Source organism: Escherichia sp. E4736, from assembly GCF_005781225.1.
Lineage (GTDB): Bacteria > Pseudomonadota > Gammaproteobacteria > Enterobacterales > Enterobacteriaceae > Escherichia.
Genome location: NZ_VATT01000037.1, coordinates 41,047 through 58,125, shown reverse-complemented (window position 1 = coordinate 58,125; position 17,079 = coordinate 41,047). Strand labels below are relative to the sequence as shown.

Sequence of the window (17,079 nt, the reverse complement as noted above, 5' to 3'; positions counted from 1 at the left end):
TACGGGCTTGGGGGCACTCCACGGACTAATTATCACTGTCCAGGTTTATGGGGGCAGTTCAATCAGGGCGGGGATATAAGGCGCGGTTTTCCACCTAACCAGGTGTTTGCTGTTGTTCAATGTATTGGTGGATGACGGATATTGGCGCACCTCCGCAGCTACTGGCAAAATAGCCGGGACTCCACAAAACGCCTTTGTAGTAATACCTGACTGCAATATCTGGTCGATCTCGTCGCAGTAACCTACTCGATACGCCTTTGAGGCTGTTTACCAGACTGGATATCGCCAGTTTGGGTGGATAGTTAATTAACAAATGGACGTGATCTTGTTCGCCATCCATTTCAACCAGTTCAGCTTCAAAATCAGCACATACATTTGAAAAGTAAGTGCGTAGTTTTCCTGTCGCGTCATAGTCAAAAATCTGGCGTCTGTATTTGGTGACAAAGACCAAATGAACATGCATCAGGAAAACACAGTGCCTTCCGCGTCGGATATCGGTTTCTTTTTTCATAGACCAAAATATAATTTGACCGGTGAAACGACTACAGGCATTTAAATTCCAGTGAAGACCCGGTGGTCAACAGGAGCGTGAAATGAGGCGCTTCGCGGGCGCGTGTCGTTTCGTTTTCAATCGTGCTCTGGCGCTTCAGAATGAGAATCATGAGGCCGGTAATAAATACATCCCTTACGCGAAAATGGCTTCCTGGTTGGTTGAGTGGAAAAATGCCACTGAAACACAATGGCTTAAAGATGCTCCAGCACAGCCATTGCAACAGTCACTGAAAGACCTTGAGCGAGCCTACAAAAATTTCTTCCAGAAGCGTGCGGCTTTTCCCCGATTCTAAAAGCGGGGACAGAATGATGCATTCCGCTACCCACAGGGCGTTAAGCTCGATCAGGAAAACAGCCGTATTTTTCTGCCGAAACTTGGCTGGATGCGCTACCGGAACAGTCGTCAGGTCATGGGGGTTGTAAAAAATGTCACAGTCAGCCAGTCCTGCGGTAAGTGGTACATCAGTATTCAGACTGAAAGTGAAGTATCTACTCCTGTTCATCCTTCAGTATCAATGGTCGGACTGGATGCTGGCGTGGCTAAACTTGCCACCCTGTCAGATGGCACAGTCTTTGAGCCTGTAAACAGTTTTCAGAAAAACCAGAAAAAGCTGGCGAGACTTCAGCGACAGTTAAGCCGCAAGGTCAAATTCAGCAACAACTGGCAGAAGCAGAAACGCAAAATACAGTGTCTGCATTCCCGTATCGCAAATATCCGCAGGGACTACCTTCACAAAGTCACAACGACAATCAGCAAAAAACACGCAATGATAGTCATTGAGGATTTGAAGGTCAGCAACATGTCAAAGTCAGCAGCGGGTACGGTCAGCCAGCCGGGGCGCAATGTCCGGGCAAAATCAGGTTTAAACCGTTCGATACTGGATCAGGGCTGGTATGAAATGCGCCGCCAGATTGAGTACAAAAAGCTCTGGCGTGGCGGTCAGGTGCTTGCGGTTCCGCCAGCGTACACAAGCCAGCGTTGCGCGTGCTGTGGTCATACAGCGAAAGAAAATCGCCTGTCACAAAGTAAATTCAGATGCCAGGTATGTGGATATACAGCGAACGCCGATGTAAACGGCGCTCGTAACATTTTAGCGGCGGGGCGCGCCGTTCTTGCCTATGGAGGGATGGTGCAGTCAGGCCGCCCGTTGAAGCAGGAACCCACCGAAATGATTCAGGCGACAGGCTGAACGTAGCAGGGATCCTCGTCATGCAGGGCGTGGAGGATGTCAAGGCGAGGAATTATTGATCAGTGCACTGACCGGGCTGTCGAAGTGTGATTTCATGGCTTGAGTCGCCGTTTCGACATCTCTGGCACACACCGCGTCGCAGATTTTCTGGTGTAGTGTGATGATGTGATTGCCATACTCTTTTTGATCGCTTTGGGCGTTTAACCCCTCCTGGATGGATTGCCGCAACTGCTGATGTAATGCCTGCAATAACATCATAAAAAGCGGATTTTTTGAGGCAACGGCGAGTAACTGATGGAAGCGGATATCATGGGTGATAAAGCTTTCAACATCATCGAACTGTTCGCGGATTTTTGCCATTTCAGCCCGTAGGTTAGCTAAATCTTCCTCTTCGCCATTACGGGCAGCCGCTTCCACAACGCCCAACTCCAGCCAGCGGCGTACTTGAAGAATTTGCTCTGTTGTCACTTGTTCGGTCGCCAGGGCAAATCCAAACACCACGCGCAGCACTTCATCATCAAATTTTTTGATTCGTGGCACTTTACCGCTGTGCGTTTCCAGAATCCCCAGGGCGGCAAGTGAACGATAGGCCTCACGCACAATACCCCGACTGACGCCCAATTTCTGAATCAACTGAACTTCACTGGGAACTGGCATCCCCGGTGTCAATTTTTGTTCGGCGATCAGATTAAGAATATGATTTTTGACCTGTGACGATAACGTTACGCTGGTCAATAACGCACTCTCACTCATTTTTACTCCTGTTGTACTTTTTCCTGGTCGGTAAAATCCAGAATACCGGGACTGTATCCTTCATATTTTCCTCCAGAACCCTTGATTATCAATAGACTACTGCGCCTGTGCGCCCGCCATACAGTGCGAATCAAAGACATATTGCGTCAAAGCGTGGCGAAGAAATAGTAAATCCCCAATTTTTTCGTGACGCCCATCGCAGTATTGTGCGCTTTTTCTCCTTACCCTATAAACCTGTTAAACAGGCTTATAGGTAAATATGATGTGGAAGAGTGATAACGAACTTTTTGCGTTGATGAAAACCCGGCTATTTACCGCCGTGGTTGGCGATATTCTCGACACGCTGGGCTATATGCACCAGTTTGTTTCTCCGGCAATCAAGCCGCTGGAGGTGAATATGGTGGTGGCAGGCCGGGCAATGCCGGTGCTGGAGTCCGACGTTTACGAAACCAAATCGACGTCGGGTAAGACGGCGATCGGCGAAAAACCGTTTGGCATCATGTTTGAAGCGCTGGATGCCCTCAAAGAGAATGATGTTTACATCACTACGGGCAGCTCTCTGCGCTATGCGTTATGGGGCGGGTTGATGTCTACCCGTGCCATGCATCTGAAAGCAGCAGGTGCGGTACTTGATGGTTACGCCCGTGACTCTGCTGAAATTCTTGAATTGAAATTTCCCACCTTTTGCCATGGCACTTACGCACAGGATCAAGGTCCGCGCGGCAAAGTTATCGATTTCGGCGTACCCATCGAATTTCACGGTGTGCGGGTGAATCCGGGCGATATCGTGTTTGGCGATCGTGACGGATTACTGATTATTCCCCAGGTTGTTGAGAAAGAAGTTATTAGCCAGGCGCTGGAAAAAGTGGCAACTGAAAGTGAAGTGCGCAAAGCCATCAGTGATGGCATGAGCACGGTACAGGCCTTTGAAACCTTCGGCGTAATGTAAGGAGAGCAACGAATGAAGGCATTAACCATTGAGCAGGGAAGTCAGGCGCGATTTGTTGATATCCCCGAACCGGTCTGCGGGAAAGGAGAAGTGCTTATCAATGTTGAGCGTGTTGGGCTGTGTGGCTCTGACCTCAATACCTGGCGGGGGCTGAATCCGCTGGTTAATTATCCCTGTATTCCGGGGCATGAAATTGGCGGCACGGTGCTGGCAACTGGCGATATGGCGGGGGCGATCAAGCCTGGTGACCGGGTGGTCGTACTGCCGTGCACTGAGTGTGGCGTGTGCAGCTCCTGTCTGAGCGGTCGTCCTAACGCCTGTAAGAACAACCAGACTCTCGGTGTACAGCGTCAGGGTGGGATGGCGCAACAACTGACGATGCCTGCACATAAGGTCATTGTTTGTAATGCCTTAAGTGTTGATGAGTTAGCGCTGGTAGAACCGTTGGCGGTGGGACTACATGCAGCCAGACGTGCGTAAATTAATGTCGGTGAATGGGTCGCTGTTATTGGTTGTGGGGTGATTGGCCTCGGCGCTATAGCCGCTGCATCTGCAATGGGCGCGCGCGTAATTGCTATCGATATTGATGATCGCAAGCAGAACATTGCCCAGGAGTGCGGCGCGCAACGTTTTCTTAATTCGCAGCAATGTGACGTGGCGGCAGAACTGGCGCTGTTAAATGACGGTCGCGGCCCGGAAGTGGTGATTGAAGCGGTGGGTAATCAACAAACCATTGAACAGGCTACAGGGCTGGTGGCGTTTAGCGGTCGTGTGGTTTATGTCGGTTACGCCAAACAACCAGTGAGTTATCAGAGTGCGCAGTTCCTGATGAAAGAACTGGATATCCGTGGTTCGCGCAATGCCACCGTGGCGGATTTTCGTGCCGTGCTGGCGTTGATGGAGTCCGGGCGTTATCCGGTCAGCAATCTGGTGAGTGCTCACTACCCGCTGGAACAGGCCGATCACGCTTTTAGCGACTGGGCAAGTGATCCCGGCGCGTATACCAAAATCCTCATTGACCTTTAAGGAGCGACACCATGAATGCTTTTTCTTTACATAACAAAACCGCGCTGATTACAGGGGCGGCCAGTGGATTGGGGCTGGCAATGGCCAAATGCATGATAGTCAGCGGGGCGAAGGTCATTATTGCTGACCTGAACAGCGAGCTGGCACAAGCTACCGCTGGAACATTAGGTTCGCAGGCCAGTTGGATACAAATGGATGTCGGCGATACCGCAGCCGCGCAGGAAAAAGTTGATGCGCTTATTAGCGAACACGGGGCTATCGATATCCTGGTCAATAACGCAGGCAATCACTGTAAAAAACCGATTGAAGAGATGAGCGTCAGTGATTTTGAGTCAGTGCTCGACGTTCACGTGGTCGGTGCATTTGCGTTAACCAAAGCCCTTGTGCCGCATATGAAACAACGCGGTCAAGGTTGTGTGCTGTTTACCGCCTCTATGACCTCATTTCTTGGGCAGCCTCTGGTTACTGGCTACAGCGCTGCGAAGTCAGCCTATCTCGGCATGATTCGCGGTATGACCACGGAGCTTGCCGGACACGGGATTCGCGTCAATGGTATTGCGCCTGGCTGGATTGATACGCCGATGCTGCGTAAGGCCATTGAGGGTGATGACGAACGCCGTAACAAAATCCTTGGTCGTACACCGATGAAAAAATTCGGTAAGCCGGAAGATATCGGTTGGGCAGCGGTTTACCTGGCTTCAGACGCAGCGGCATTTGTCAGTGGTCAGGTGCTGGTGGTCGATGGCGGTGCATTAATCGGCTTCTGATGTACGGAGGAATTATGCGCAAACGTGCGTTAAAGCTTCATGCCAGAGATAACTGCGTGGTCGCGCTGAATGACATCGCCAGTGGCGATGTTGTCTGGTGGGATGGGGGGGAAATGGTGGCCTGTAGTTCCGTTACCCTGGGTCACAAACTGGCCTGCGAAGCGCTGAACAATGGTGATTCGATTCTGAAATATGGCGCCATTATCGGACATGCCACTCGTGATATTGCCATGGGTGAACATGTGCATTCCCATAATCTTGCCAGCAATGCCATCGCCATTTTTCATCATGATGATGCCGGCTATCAGCCAGAGGAAAAAGCATAATGGAAGGTTATGTACGGCAAAATGGCCGACCGGGTATTCGTAATACTGTGCAGGTAATCTTTATGGTGGAGTGTGCCAGCCACGTCGCTAAAAAGATTGCCGAGGGATTTCCTTGTCACGATGTGCAGTATTTTGGTTTTTCAGGTTGTTATCCCAGCGATTACGGCTATCGGCTGGTGAAAAATCTGGCGACGCATAGCAACGTTGGCGGCGTACTGATTATTTCGCTGGGATGCGAGAATTTCGATCGCCGTCGGCTGGAGCAAGAAGTTCGCGAAAGCGGGCGACCGTGTCATACGCTGGTGATTCAGGAAAATAAAGGTACGACCAACACCATTACTCAGGGTAAGCAGTTGGTCGCTGAAATGCTGGAACAGCTTGCGGATACACCGCGTTGTACTCTGAACTGGAGCGACCTGGTGGTTGGCACTATCTGCGGTGGTTCCGATGGCACCAGTGGTATCACGGGCAATCCGGCAGTAGGGCGTGCCTTTGACCAGTTGCTGGAGAAAGGGGCTACCTGCATTTTTGAAGAAAGCGGTGAGTTGCTTGGTTGTGAGCAACATATGATGTCGCGAGCGGGTAGTCCGCAGGCACGTGATGCCATCGAAGCGGCAATGACAAAAGCAGAGCGTTATTACAGTTTGATGGGGCTGGGGAGTTTTTCCAATGGTAATGCCGAAGGTGGCTTAACCACGCAGGAAGAAAAATCCCTCGGGGCATATACCAAATCGGGTGATGCGCATATTGCTGGTGTTATTTTACCGACACAACAAACACCTTTTCCCGGACTTTGGTTGATGGACGTTGTGCCTGATGGTGAGCCACGTTTTGGTTATCCGAATATTAATGACTCATCAGAAGCGCTGGAACTTATCGCCTCTGGCTGTCATATGGTGTTATTTACCACGGGGCGCGGTTCGGTTATTGGTTCTGTGATCGCACCGATTATTAAAGTGTGTAATAACCCGCAGACGTGGGAGCATTTATCTGACGATATGGACGTAAATGCCGGACGAGTTATTAGCGAAGGCGCAACGCTCGACGACATTGCGGACGATATTATGCAGGTGATTGAAAATGTCGCCAACGGTCAACATTGTGCCGCAGAACGGCTGGAACATCAGGAGTTTGTTTTAACGTATAAAGCATTTGATTACAACAAAAACGCAGTCTGTCGGGCAGATCCCCGTTAATCAATAAAGCTCTCACAGGTAATAATAATGAAGAAATTACTGACGTCATTTTTATTTCTTTTCGCTATATTAAGTCCGATGCTGAATGCCGCACCGGTAACTATCAAAATCGCCTATGAAAGTAACCCTGGCGAACCCGCGGATACAGTAGTGAAGTACTGGGCAGATCTTGTGAAGAAAAAAAGCAATGGAGATATTGTTTTCGAGCTTTACCCAAGTTCACAGTTAGGTTCTAAACAAGATATTACAGAGCAAGCGTTGATGGGGATGAATATTATCACCATCAGTGATGTTGGTTTTTTAACTGACTATGATGCAGACCTGGGAATATTATTTGGGCCTTATTTAACCGACGATCCGCAGAAACTGTTTGCGATTTATGCCAGCGACTGGTTTAAACAGAAAGAACAAAAGCTGCGGGAAAAAGGTGTGCATATTGTCATGAGCAACTATCTGTACGGTACCCGGCAGATCATTGCTAAAAAACCAATTCGTACACCGGAAGACCTGAAAGGAATGAAGATTCGCGTACCGAATAACGTCATGCAGATTAAGGCCATTGAAGCAATGGGCGCAACGCCAACGCCGATGCCGCTGGGAGACGTTTATCCGGCGCTGACGCAGGGGATGATCGACGGCGTGGAAAACCCAGTTTCTGTTCTCTATGGGCAAAAACTGCATGAGCAGGCGAAATATCTGTCGATGGTGAACTATCTGACCAATACATCATTATGGTTGGGTGGCGAAGCATTTTTCAGTACCCTGACACCTGCGCAGTTAGATATTATTCACCAGACAGCATATGAAGCTGGTTTATATAGCCAGAAAATTACCACCGAGCAGGACGCTGCAATGTTGAAAACCATGCAGGAGCAGGGCGTAGAAATTATCTATCCTGACGTGGCTCCTTTCAAAGAAAAAGCCTTAAAAGTGTACCAACAATTCCCGGAATGGACCCCGGGGTTATATGACACTATTCAGCAACAGCTGAAATAACTTCATGGCACAAGGACAGGTCGGTGTTTCGGCACCGACCGTTAAGAGCAGAGGTGTGTATGCGTCTTTTAGGGAAAGTAATTGAAGTTGCCGCAGTATTAACGCTCTTTTTATTAGTGATAATAACCATTGGCGCGGTAATCATGCGCTACGTATTTAATATGCCATTACAATGGACAGAAGAAATCTCCGGTTTATTAATGGTTTGGGTGGTGATGTTCGGTGCCGTTGTTGCTGAAAGAGATAATACTCATTTATCGATTCCATTTTTAGCTGATGCACTTACACCTCGCTGGCAACGCGTATTAACCTTATTTGTCTCTCTGATATCTATTATTTTGCTGGTTGTTATGGCCTGGTCTGCATGGAAATTAGCTGCCGGGACAGCGTTTAAAACAACACAAATATTAAAAATATCCTGGTTCTGGATCGATATTGCAGTCACGGTTGGCGCTATCGGCATTGCCTGTTTTACCGCCTTACACCTGATAAAGAAAACACCCAACAAGGAAGGTGAATAATGACCGCATTGAGTGAATTACTGGCGGGAAGTTGGCTGGATAACTGGCTGATGATCATTCCGCTGATGTTCATCTGTTTATTTATTAATATGCCGGTATGGCTGGCGATGTTTTGCGGCATTCTGACCTACTTCCTTTGCTATTCAAACGTACCGTTAATGGTGGCAATTCAGCGTTTGATTGCCACGACGCAAACTCCTTCGCTGTTAGCTATTCCGTTTTTTATCTTATTAGGTACGCTAATGAGCTATACCGGTATTGCCGCGCGTATTTTGCAAATTGCCAACGTGTTGGTTGGTAGAATGCGCGGTGGCCTGGGCGGGGCTAACATTCTGGTGAGTACCATGATGGGCGGCGTCAGTGCTTCTAACCTGGCGGATGCTGCGATGTTGTCGCGCATGATGGTGCCGGAAATGGAACAGAAAGGTTATTCCCGTGGCTTTGCCGCTGCGATAACTGCCAGCGGCTCGCTGATCACGCCTATTATCCCACCGGGTATTGCTCTGATCCTTTACGGACTGGTGGCGGATGTCTCCATCGGTTCCATGTTTATGGCCGGGATCCTTCCGGGACTGCTGTGCGCCGCGATGTTGATTGTCACCGTCTGGCTGGTGGCTATTCGTCGCGATTTAAAGCCTTCCAGCGAACACTGGCCAAAACCGAAAGAAGTGTCGGTGGCTCTGGTGCAGGCCTGGCCAGCACTGTTTTTAATCGTTGCGGTTATCGGCGGCATTCGGGCAAATATCTTCACGCCAACGGAAGCCGGAGCCGTAGCAGTATTATTGGTGATGTTTATTGGTTTTGTCATTTATCGCGAACTGAAAATTAGCCATGTATTTACTGCGCTCTCTGAGACAGCGCGTTCCACGGCGTCAGTCATGTTAATCATTATGGCGAGTGCCGCGCTGGGCTGGATATTTTCCCTTGAGCGGGCCGGTATAACAGTTGCGGAGTTTGTGACCTCTCTGACCGATAATAAATACGTCTTTTTATTGATTATTAATCTATTGCTGCTGGTGCTTGGCATGTTCCTTGAAGGCAGCGCCATCCTGCTGATATTAGTGCCGTTGCTCAAACCTGTGGTGGCGCATTTTGGCATTGATCCGGTGCATTTTGGCATCATCATGATCCTCAACTTATCGTTAGGAACGTTATCACCGCCTGTCGGAACGGTGATGCTGCTGGTGTGTAATACCGTACAGGTTTCAGTCGGACAATTTATGCGAGAAGCGGTGCCACTACTGATAAGTCTGATTTTACTTCTGTTGGTCATTACCTATATTCCGATAATATCTTTGCTGCTGGTTTAAACAATAAATGTAATACCCTTTTATTGAGTATGACCCCCGTGATTTTTTTCGGGGGTATTTTACCCATAGGCTTTTGCACTATTTTCTTTCTATGGTTAACCGATGGGGTGTTTTTTAAAATAATTTAGAGTATATGCTGGTTAGAAAACGTTCTGACCAGAAGGCCAGAACGTTGATAACAATATAACGACAGTGATACACACAACGTTCTATCCGCGTGAATAGAATTTAGTTGTAGTTAATTTTGAACAGCACCACGGTATCAAAGGGGCCGGGCTCAATGGGCGTGCCGCTTATAGATGACAGTTCTGCCGTAAAGTTTTTTTCGTATACCAGCATGTCGCTGGTAAAGTCGGCGTATTCAGAATATTTATTGAATGTATAGGGTGAAGAATTTTCATCCAGCACACGTAGCCGCAATCCATTCCCCACGAGCAGCGCCTGATCGCCTTCCACCAATGTTTCTTCGGTATAAAACGAAGAACTGACTTTGAAGCCATCGGTGCATTCACCATTTTGGGTTTTGGTCGTTTTGATGGAGAACGTTTTTGTCATATTGTGACGGCGAATATCCAGCACGTTAAATTTACCAAAATCGATGACCTGATTATCGGGGGTAATGGCGAAGTCGACACCGCAGTCAAGAACGCGAATATTTTCCAGCCCATAGATGTGATATTTCAGGTTTTTGGCCGAGGGATCTTCGTTGACGCTGCCAGCGCCATCAAATTGTACGATAGTGTAATCGCTAAGGGTGCTTTGGTAATCGTGCGGCGGCATTTCGCGTAGTTTGACGTAAAGTCGCATACGCGCCATAAATGTTCGCGATTTACGGATATTTGCAGGATCACCAGAGCAAATTTTATTTTGCCATCCCATTGCGATTATTTGCTCTGGCGTATACATGTCAATTTTTTTACTGTCGATGCATTGGTTAGTATCGATACGGCTTTTTCCGAGGCTGGCGTCATAATCAGCGCCGTTATAGGTTACACCGAGTTGATAGTAGCGATCCTGCATACCGGGGTAGGGGTTTACCCATGCATAAACGTGCTCACTTTCGAAATCACCGTTAGTATTGTTATCACAATAGACGGGGATTTTAATATCATCGGATTCCCAGATTTTATCTCCCGTTTTGGCGTTAGCCGGGACGGCGAATGGCATAATCGTTTCTGCTTTTTCCACCGAGCCGCCTGAGGCGCCAAAATAACAGTCCAGCGCCAACGCGTTTTTTAAGGGCAGAAATAACAAACAGGCAATGAGTAACAGTCCTTTGCTTATACTCATTGTTTATCCTCCACCACGCGCTGCATTTTGCATGGCCCCTGACAGTTGAGCGTCGTCATACGCAACGCGCCATAGTCATCCATATAACCAAGATAAAACTGGTTGCCGTTATAGTTACCCGTACTGGCGATTGCCGAAGTAAAAGGCGCTATGAGCGTACTTTTAAAGCCGGGCAGAATGCCTTTTTTATCGCGGCCAAGATAGGCGATGGTCAGGTAATAAGGGGTCGGGTTTTTCAGGGTAAGCTGATTATTCTGCTGACTGACCTGTAACTGTAATTCCACATGCTCGCCCGATTTTTTGCGTAATCCGGCGGGCCGCCAGAACAACTTTATACGGCTCTGGATAGCAACTTGAAGAATGGCATGACCGGTTGCTTTTTCCGGAGCGGGGGGGATCTCGCGCAGATTATAGTAAAACAGCGACTCACGATCGGTCGGCAATTGGCTGGTTGAAGATTGCTTGACGATACGCGCCTGCGAGGTCGCTTTCGCTTCCAGACGTTGGATTGGCGGCAAGGCTACGAGGAAATCATCGCTTTTATCCCCTTTGTCATTTTCTATCCATGAGTATGCGAGATAGGGAAGTTTATCGCTGCGATTTTCTATCCGCAGGCTGGTCGCTTTATCTTTGGCGTTAAACACGATGCGAGTGCGATCGGGCTGTAACGCAGCATGGCTGCATAAGCTCACGATCAGCAGAATAAGGGGCATTCCTTTAAAAATTGTCATTGTCTTTTCCTTAATTAATGACAGGGGAGAATCAGACGTTTACTCATATCTTCCAGGTGCTGAGGAAGCTGAATTAAACAACGCTGTTTATCACCCCAAAGTATTGTGAATCGCTGACTTTCACCCACACCACTTAACCAGGCGTGGCCATCTTCCCCCACCATTCCGATGCTGATTCCGCTTCCTTCTTGCCGGATATCGGCGCCGAGTGGAGGGAAATGACCGCTGGAGTCGCGGATGATGACGTTGACATCTTTTCCAGAACGTGAAGCCAGCGCTTTATAGCCGATCGCACCTTCCGTCCAGGTTTCTTTGACCACGTTTTCGGATACCGTGACGCCGTCGGGCAAGTCGTTCATATTGACCGCGACAGTCGAGGGTTGGTAACTGGAGACAAACGGTACGACCGCAATGCCAAAGCGGTTGGTGTAGTCGAGATTACCCTGAATCGGAATGTCGGCTACACCGTCTGTACTAACCATAAGACGAGGTTCGTTGGTGGAGCTACGGCGATGAAACGCAGCGCCATAGCGTGTAGCAGTAAAGGAGCCACTCCAGCTGGTGCTGGCAGAGCTGTAATCATTAGCGGCGTACGTGCCAGACAGATCCCACTCGCCCGCAGAACTAAGATGCTGATAATTGCCGCTAACCTGTGCGCCATTGTCAGGGCGGTCAGATTGCAGGCCGGTCGATATTCCCCAACTGTTACGGTCATCCAGGGTATCGTTCCACGACATGCGGTGCGAGGTACTATTTTTACTGTCCTGCATGTCATAACCAATGCGGCCACCGTCACCAATAGGCAATGAAATGGACAGGTAAATCTGGTTATCACGAGCTTTGTCTTCGTAATGTGTGGTGTTAAATGAGGTTGAGACGGAAATATCTTTCCAGTCACCGATATCAACGTTAAAGCCAGCGGTAATATTGGCGGTTGTGGAGGACTCCGCATTCCACCAGGTTTGACGCAACACGTTGACGTACAGGTTGAGATTCAGCGGTGTAATGGGTTGCCCGGCGGAAAGGCTGATTGTCCTTTTTTCATCCTGAGCATCAGCGTCATTGTATTTATGATCAATATAATTGGCGTAGCTATGGAAATGGCGGTCGGAGAAACGATATGCCGCTATCGAAAGAAGACTGTCGGTGGCATCTATCCGTTTACTGTAGTTGAAGCGATAACTGTAACCTTTCTCGTCCGGTTGATTATCAAAACGACTTTTAGCCCAGGTGACGTCGAAGGAGAGCGCCCCCAGCCACAGCATATTTTGCCCTATACCCAGCGCGCCAGAATGATAATCGTCCCCGGCGAGAATCAACCCGCCATACAGTGAAGTATTGGAGAGCACCCCCCAGGAAGCTTCATTACTTAAAAACGTTTCGTTTTCAGTATGATGAGACAACGAAGGACGCGGACGACCCGCTGCAAGTTTATAACGCACCTGCCCCTGGCGGGTCAGAAAAGGCGTTGATGCTGCGGATACCTGGAAATTATTAACCCGACCATCTTCCTCCGTCACTTTGACATCCAGTGTGCCTTGAACTGACTGATTCAGGTCATCAATGATAAACGGGCCAGGCGGGACTTTTTTCTGATAAATGACGCGTCCGGTATGGCTTATGGTGACGGTAGCGTTAGTTTGCGCCACACCGCTAATTTGCGGTGCGTATCCGCGTAATTCCCAGGGAAGCATTCGGTCATCGCTGGTCAGGGAGGCACCGGTATACGAAAAACCGTCAAAAATATTGGAGCTGAGATCGGTTTCGCCAAGCGTTAATCTGGAGCCTTGTTGTGGTAGCGGGCGAAACAGATAGGTTCGGGAAATGGCCCCGGATTGATTATGCACATCACCATTGTCGGACTGGTTGAGCTGGTAATCGCTACGCAAACGCCATGCTCCGGCGTTAATACCCGTTGTACCGTAAGCATTCAGATTGGTATTACTGCTTCCTTCCTGCGGACGATAAGTGCTGGCAAACAGGTTGTAGTCCAGCAAGATACCCGAAACTCCGGCATCCCATGTTTCAGGCGGCGCCCAGTTGTCTGAATGCCATGCCAGCCAGGCTTGTGGAATCGTGATATTAAGTTGTTGGTTGGTCTGATCAAACGTAAAGACGATTTCCGGCAGGCCGCTAAAATCAAAACACTGATTAACCTGCGGCAATGTCTGGCGGATTTTTTCTTTAAGGCCAAATTTACTCAACAGGGAATCATTGATACAGGGAATTGTTTTGTCGTTGGCTTTTTGCCAGTGAATAGATTGCCCACTGCTGATTTGAATATTATTAACAACGACGCTAACAAAATAATCACCGGGGACGATAGCGCCTTTTTCATTGAGCAGAGAAATATCAACGCTATCGCGCATCGATTTATCAAGGACGTTAAGGTTAAACTCCACTGCCAATGCAGAGGGGATAGCCATTGTCAGGCAGGATAAAACAGAAACTCGGTAAATATTCACGGCATCCATACCTGATAAATATTTGAAGAAAGGCGGCTAACTTGCCGCCGTAATACGTCGCTGTCATATGTATAGATTAATCAATGACGACGCGGTGATTATTTATAATCCAGCACATAGGTCGCGTTGGCAGTGACTTCACCCGCCGTCACGGGAGTGCCGTTATCAATCTGCTCCATCCAGGCGAAGAAGTTTAGTGTTTGTTCTGTGGCTGTTGGTTCCAGCCCAATATCTGGACTTTCTGAACCCAGAGTGATGTTGGACTGGTCTTTGTTCATTAAGCGCACGCCAACACCAGTGGCTTCACCAGCGCTGGTGTTACTGAGCATTGGTGAGGCTCCCGTGGTTTTCGCCGAACTGTCAAAGGTTACCGAGACTTTTGATACTACGGAACCAGAACCGTTATCGGAATTTGGCAGGTCACAGTTAACTAAATGAATATCGACAGGCGTTAATGCACTGTGATGATCCTGGTTGATGCGGGTCTTGGTCACCTCACCAAGATTTACTTGTTTATCAATGTCTTCTTGCTTAATTTCACAAGGCGCTTCAATAACTTCACCTTTAAAGTGAATTTCACCAGAGCCTTCATTTGCAGCATAAACAGGGGCTGAAATTAACAGAGATACGGCCAGCGCCGCCAGTGTTTTTTGTCCTTTAAACATAACGGAGTCCTTTAAGGAAATAGAAAAAGTATAGCGGTACCAGAATAACTTACTTGAATATCAAATGTTTTTAGTTTTACTTAAAAACATTGTTAACTGTATTAAACACAAGGCCAATTAATTGATGCGGTGAATTAATTGCTTAATGAAAAGGATGCAGGTTTATTAGAGATTCCCCTCATTTTCATGAGGTTAAAAATGTTGCTATCTGGAGGGTGTAATAAAAAATCATCAGACTGATCACAAAATGAGCAGTGTTATTTTTTTACAATATCTATGTTGGTCCGATAATGGATTTTATCTTTACAATTTTTTGTGTTTAGGCAAATAAAAATAACCCGCCATAGAAAAGACGGGTTAGAAGGATTTACTGTCATGCAATCAATGGTTAACGCTTGATGTCGCTTTTAAAGTCGCGTTTTTCGTAACCAGTGTAAAGCTGACGCGGACGGGCAATCTTCATGCCGTCACTATGCATTTCACTCCAGTGAGCGATCCAGCCAACGGTACGTGCCATCGCAAAGATGACCGTGAACATGGAAGACGGAATACCCATCGCTTTCAGGATGATACCCGAGTAGAAATCGACGTTCGGGTACAGTTTCTTCTCGATAAAGTACGGGTCGTTCAGCGCGATGTTTTCCAGCTCCATGGCCACTTCCAGCAGGTCATCTTTGGTACCAAGCTCTTTCAGCACTTCATGGCAGGTTTCACGCATTACAGTCGCGCGCGGGTCGTAGTTTTTGTACACACGGTGACCGAAGCCCATCAGACGGAAAGAGTCATTTTTGTCTTTCGCACGACGAACAAATTCCGGAATGTGTTTAACCGAGCTGATTTCTTCCAGCATTTTCAGTGCAGCTTCGTTGGCGCCGCCGTGTGCTGGTCCCCACAGAGAAGCAATACCTGCCGCGATACAGGCAAACGGGTTTGCGCCTGAAGAACCTGCGGTACGTACGGTAGAAGTAGAGGCGTTTTGTTCGTGGTCAGCGTGCAGGATCAGAATGCGGTCCATAGCACGTTCCAGAATCGGATTGACTTCATACGGTTCGCACGGCGTGGAGAACATCATGTGCAGGAAGTTTCCAGCGTAGGAGAGGTCATTACGCGGGTAAACAAACGGCTGCCCGATGGAATATTTGTAGCACATTGCTGCCATGGTCGGCATTTTCGACAACAGGCGGAACGCGGCGATTTCACGATGGCGCGGGTTATTGACGTCCAGAGAGTCATGATAAAACGCCGCCAGCGCACCAGTAATACCGCACATTACCGCCATCGGATGCGAGTCGCGACGGAAAGCGTGGAAGAGACGGGTGATCTGTTCGTGGATCATGGTATGACGAGTCACTGTAGTTTTGAATTCGTCATACTGTTCCTGGGTTGGTTTTTCACCATTCAACAGGATGTAGCAAACTTCCAGGTAGTTAGAATCGGTTGCCAGCTGATCGATCGGGAAGCCACGATGCAGCAAAATACCTTCATCACCATCAATAAAAGTAATTTTAGATTCGCAGGATGCTGTTGAAGTGAAACCAGGGTCAAAGGTGAATACGCCTTTTGAACCAAGCGTACGGATATCGATAACATCTTGACCTAGCGTGCCTTTCAGCACATCCAGTTCAACAGCTGTGTTCCCATTGAGGGTGAGTTTTGCTTTTGTATCAGCCATTTAAGGTCTCCTTAGCGCCTTATTGCATAAGACTGCCGGAACTTAAATTTGCCTTCGCACATCAACCTGGCTTTACCCGTTTGTTATTTGGCTCGCCGCTCTGTGGAAGAGAGGAAACCTGGGTACAGAGCTCTGGGCGCTTGCAGGTAAAGAATTCATTGATGACGAATAAACGGCGAATCAAGCACTTAGCAATCCGAATTATTAAACCTGTCTATCACTAATAACTGTCTCGAATGGATTGGTCAATACTTCTACACTGTTACATAAGTTAATCTTCGGTGAAATAGTGACCCCATAACTTTTACGCATTATATGCTTTTCCTGGTAATGTTTGTAACAACTTTGTTGAATGATTGTCAAATGTGATGGTTAAAAATTAAATAAATGTTGTTATCGTGACCCAGATCACTGTTCCGGATAAAACCAGACAAACTATATGTAGGTTAATTGTAATGATTTTGTGAACAGCCTATACTGCCGCCAGGTCTCCGGAACACCCTGCAATCCCGAGCCACCCAGCGTTGTAACGTGTCGTTTTCGCATCTGGAAGCAGTGTTTTGCATGACGCGCAGTTATAGAAAGGACGCTGTCTGACCCGCAAGCAGACCGGAGGAAGGAAATCCCGACGTCTCCAGGTAACAGAAAGTTATCCTCTGTACCCGTAGTC

17 protein-coding genes and 1 pseudogene are annotated in these 17,079 nt (G+C 48.1%); 10 read left to right on the top strand and 8 right to left on the bottom strand.

Translation table 11 applies throughout. The features are described from left to right. Positions 1-94: 94 nt before the first annotated feature. Positions 95-511, bottom strand: a complete 417-nt coding sequence (gene tnpA, locus FEK46_RS20335; RefSeq protein ID WP_165383352.1) for an IS200/IS605 family transposase — start codon at positions 509-511, stop codon at positions 95-97. A 22-nt stretch (positions 512-533) separates the two neighbouring features. Here tnpA and FEK46_RS20330 point away from each other — a divergent pair. Further along, positions 534-1,742: pseudogene (locus tag FEK46_RS20330) on the top strand (transposase). A 39-nt stretch (positions 1,743-1,781) separates the two neighbouring features. Here FEK46_RS20330 and FEK46_RS20325 read toward each other — a convergent pair. Continuing rightward, complete coding sequence (locus FEK46_RS20325; RefSeq protein WP_135559929.1) at positions 1,782-2,495, bottom strand: FadR/GntR family transcriptional regulator; 714 nt, start codon at positions 2,493-2,495, stop codon at positions 1,782-1,784. A gap of 259 nt (positions 2,496-2,754) precedes the next feature. On the opposite strand from FEK46_RS20325, the gene FEK46_RS20320 reads away from it, so the two are divergent. The 9 genes from FEK46_RS20320 to FEK46_RS20285 are packed head-to-tail and all read left to right on the top strand — an operon-like array spanning position 2,755 to position 9,586. Further along, positions 2,755-3,444: an RraA family protein gene (locus tag FEK46_RS20320; protein WP_240725799.1), complete on the top strand. Its 690-nt coding sequence runs from the start codon at positions 2,755-2,757 to the stop codon at positions 3,442-3,444. Positions 3,445-3,456: 12 nt separating this feature from the next. Further along, complete coding sequence (locus FEK46_RS23825; RefSeq protein ID WP_240731139.1) at positions 3,457-3,924, top strand: alcohol dehydrogenase catalytic domain-containing protein; 468 nt, start codon at positions 3,457-3,459, stop codon at positions 3,922-3,924. Further along, positions 3,925-4,470 (top strand): zinc-binding dehydrogenase, encoded by a 546-nt coding sequence (locus FEK46_RS23820; RefSeq protein WP_346763852.1) that lies wholly within the window; start codon positions 3,925-3,927, stop codon positions 4,468-4,470. 11 nt (positions 4,471-4,481) lie between these two features. Then, a complete protein-coding gene (locus tag FEK46_RS20310; RefSeq protein WP_130209846.1) occupies positions 4,482-5,237 on the top strand; it encodes an SDR family NAD(P)-dependent oxidoreductase in 756 nt (251 codons plus the stop codon). A gap of 14 nt (positions 5,238-5,251) precedes the next feature. Beyond that, positions 5,252-5,563: a UxaA family hydrolase gene (locus tag FEK46_RS20305; RefSeq protein ID WP_130215002.1), complete on the top strand. Its 312-nt coding sequence runs from the start codon at positions 5,252-5,254 to the stop codon at positions 5,561-5,563. Continuing rightward, complete coding sequence (locus tag FEK46_RS20300) at positions 5,563-6,759, top strand: UxaA family hydrolase (protein ID WP_130209848.1); 1,197 nt, start codon at positions 5,563-5,565, stop codon at positions 6,757-6,759. The genes FEK46_RS20305 and FEK46_RS20300 overlap by 1 nt, the downstream gene beginning before the upstream one ends. Positions 6,760-6,786: 27 nt before the next feature. After that, positions 6,787-7,755, top strand: coding sequence for a C4-dicarboxylate TRAP transporter substrate-binding protein (locus tag FEK46_RS20295; protein ID WP_130259817.1), 969 nt, complete (start codon positions 6,787-6,789; stop codon positions 7,753-7,755). A 59-nt stretch (positions 7,756-7,814) separates the two neighbouring features. Next, entirely contained in the window at positions 7,815-8,276 is a 462-nt protein-coding gene (locus FEK46_RS20290; protein ID WP_130209852.1) for a TRAP transporter small permease, read from the top strand. After that, positions 8,276-9,586: a TRAP transporter large permease gene (locus tag FEK46_RS20285; protein WP_130209854.1), complete on the top strand. Its 1,311-nt coding sequence runs from the start codon at positions 8,276-8,278 to the stop codon at positions 9,584-9,586. The genes FEK46_RS20290 and FEK46_RS20285 overlap by 1 nt, the downstream gene beginning before the upstream one ends. A gap of 228 nt (positions 9,587-9,814) precedes the next feature. On the opposite strand, the gene FEK46_RS20280 is transcribed toward FEK46_RS20285, so the two are convergent. From FEK46_RS20280 to FEK46_RS20255, 6 genes are all read right to left on the bottom strand, one after another. After that, entirely contained in the window at positions 9,815-10,876 is a 1,062-nt protein-coding gene (locus FEK46_RS20280; RefSeq protein ID WP_135559928.1) for a fimbrial protein, read from the bottom strand. Next, a complete protein-coding gene (locus FEK46_RS20275; protein WP_130209858.1) occupies positions 10,873-11,607 on the bottom strand; it encodes a molecular chaperone in 735 nt (244 codons plus the stop codon). Before FEK46_RS20275 ends, FEK46_RS20280 begins: the two co-directional genes overlap by 4 nt. A gap of 14 nt (positions 11,608-11,621) precedes the next feature. Continuing rightward, positions 11,622-14,081 carry a fimbria/pilus outer membrane usher protein gene (locus FEK46_RS20270; RefSeq protein ID WP_167852923.1) on the bottom strand — a complete coding sequence of 820 codons (2,460 nt, stop codon included), beginning with the start codon at positions 14,079-14,081 and terminating at the stop codon, positions 11,622-11,624. Between the two features lie 89 nt (positions 14,082-14,170). Then, positions 14,171-14,737, bottom strand: a complete 567-nt coding sequence (locus tag FEK46_RS20265; RefSeq protein ID WP_130209862.1) for a fimbrial protein — start codon at positions 14,735-14,737, stop codon at positions 14,171-14,173. A gap of 388 nt (positions 14,738-15,125) precedes the next feature. After that, on the bottom strand, positions 15,126-16,409 hold the full coding sequence (gltA, locus tag FEK46_RS20260; protein ID WP_064528891.1) for a citrate synthase: 1,284 nt from the start codon (positions 16,407-16,409) through the stop codon (positions 15,126-15,128). 204 nt (positions 16,410-16,613) lie between these two features. Then, positions 16,614-16,721, bottom strand: coding sequence for a hypothetical protein (locus FEK46_RS20255; protein ID WP_130209864.1), 108 nt, complete (start codon positions 16,719-16,721; stop codon positions 16,614-16,616). Positions 16,722-17,079: the final 358 nt, after the last annotated feature.

Excerpts from the sequence above, each read along its gene's own strand:
- FEK46_RS20325 (WP_135559929.1), bottom strand. The coding sequence starts at position 2,495 with ATGAGTGAGAGTGCGTTATTGACCAGCGTAACGTTATCGTCACAGGTC.
- FEK46_RS20270 (WP_167852923.1), bottom strand. The coding sequence starts at position 14,081 with ATGGATGCCGTGAATATTTACCGAGTTTCTGTTTTATCCTGCCTGACA.
- FEK46_RS20310 (WP_130209846.1), top strand. The coding sequence starts at position 4,482 with ATGAATGCTTTTTCTTTACATAACAAAACCGCGCTGATTACAGGGGCG.
- FEK46_RS20265 (WP_130209862.1), bottom strand. The coding sequence starts at position 14,737 with ATGTTTAAAGGACAAAAAACACTGGCGGCGCTGGCCGTATCTCTGTTA.
- FEK46_RS20255 (WP_130209864.1), bottom strand. The coding sequence starts at position 16,721 with ATGCGTAAAAGTTATGGGGTCACTATTTCACCGAAGATTAACTTATGT.
- FEK46_RS20280 (WP_135559928.1), bottom strand. The coding sequence starts at position 10,876 with ATGAGTATAAGCAAAGGACTGTTACTCATTGCCTGTTTGTTATTTCTG.
- FEK46_RS20290 (WP_130209852.1), top strand. The coding sequence starts at position 7,815 with ATGCGTCTTTTAGGGAAAGTAATTGAAGTTGCCGCAGTATTAACGCTC.
- tnpA (WP_165383352.1), bottom strand. The coding sequence starts at position 511 with ATGAAAAAAGAAACCGATATCCGACGCGGAAGGCACTGTGTTTTCCTG.
- FEK46_RS20320 (WP_240725799.1), top strand. The coding sequence starts at position 2,755 with ATGATGTGGAAGAGTGATAACGAACTTTTTGCGTTGATGAAAACCCGG.
- gltA (WP_064528891.1), bottom strand. The coding sequence starts at position 16,409 with ATGGCTGATACAAAAGCAAAACTCACCCTCAATGGGAACACAGCTGTT.
- FEK46_RS20285 (WP_130209854.1), top strand. The coding sequence starts at position 8,276 with ATGACCGCATTGAGTGAATTACTGGCGGGAAGTTGGCTGGATAACTGG.
- FEK46_RS20305 (WP_130215002.1), top strand. The coding sequence starts at position 5,252 with ATGCGCAAACGTGCGTTAAAGCTTCATGCCAGAGATAACTGCGTGGTC.
- FEK46_RS20275 (WP_130209858.1), bottom strand. The coding sequence starts at position 11,607 with ATGACAATTTTTAAAGGAATGCCCCTTATTCTGCTGATCGTGAGCTTA.
- FEK46_RS20300 (WP_130209848.1), top strand. The coding sequence starts at position 5,563 with ATGGAAGGTTATGTACGGCAAAATGGCCGACCGGGTATTCGTAATACT.
- FEK46_RS23825 (WP_240731139.1), top strand. The coding sequence starts at position 3,457 with ATGAAGGCATTAACCATTGAGCAGGGAAGTCAGGCGCGATTTGTTGAT.
- FEK46_RS20295 (WP_130259817.1), top strand. The coding sequence starts at position 6,787 with ATGAAGAAATTACTGACGTCATTTTTATTTCTTTTCGCTATATTAAGT.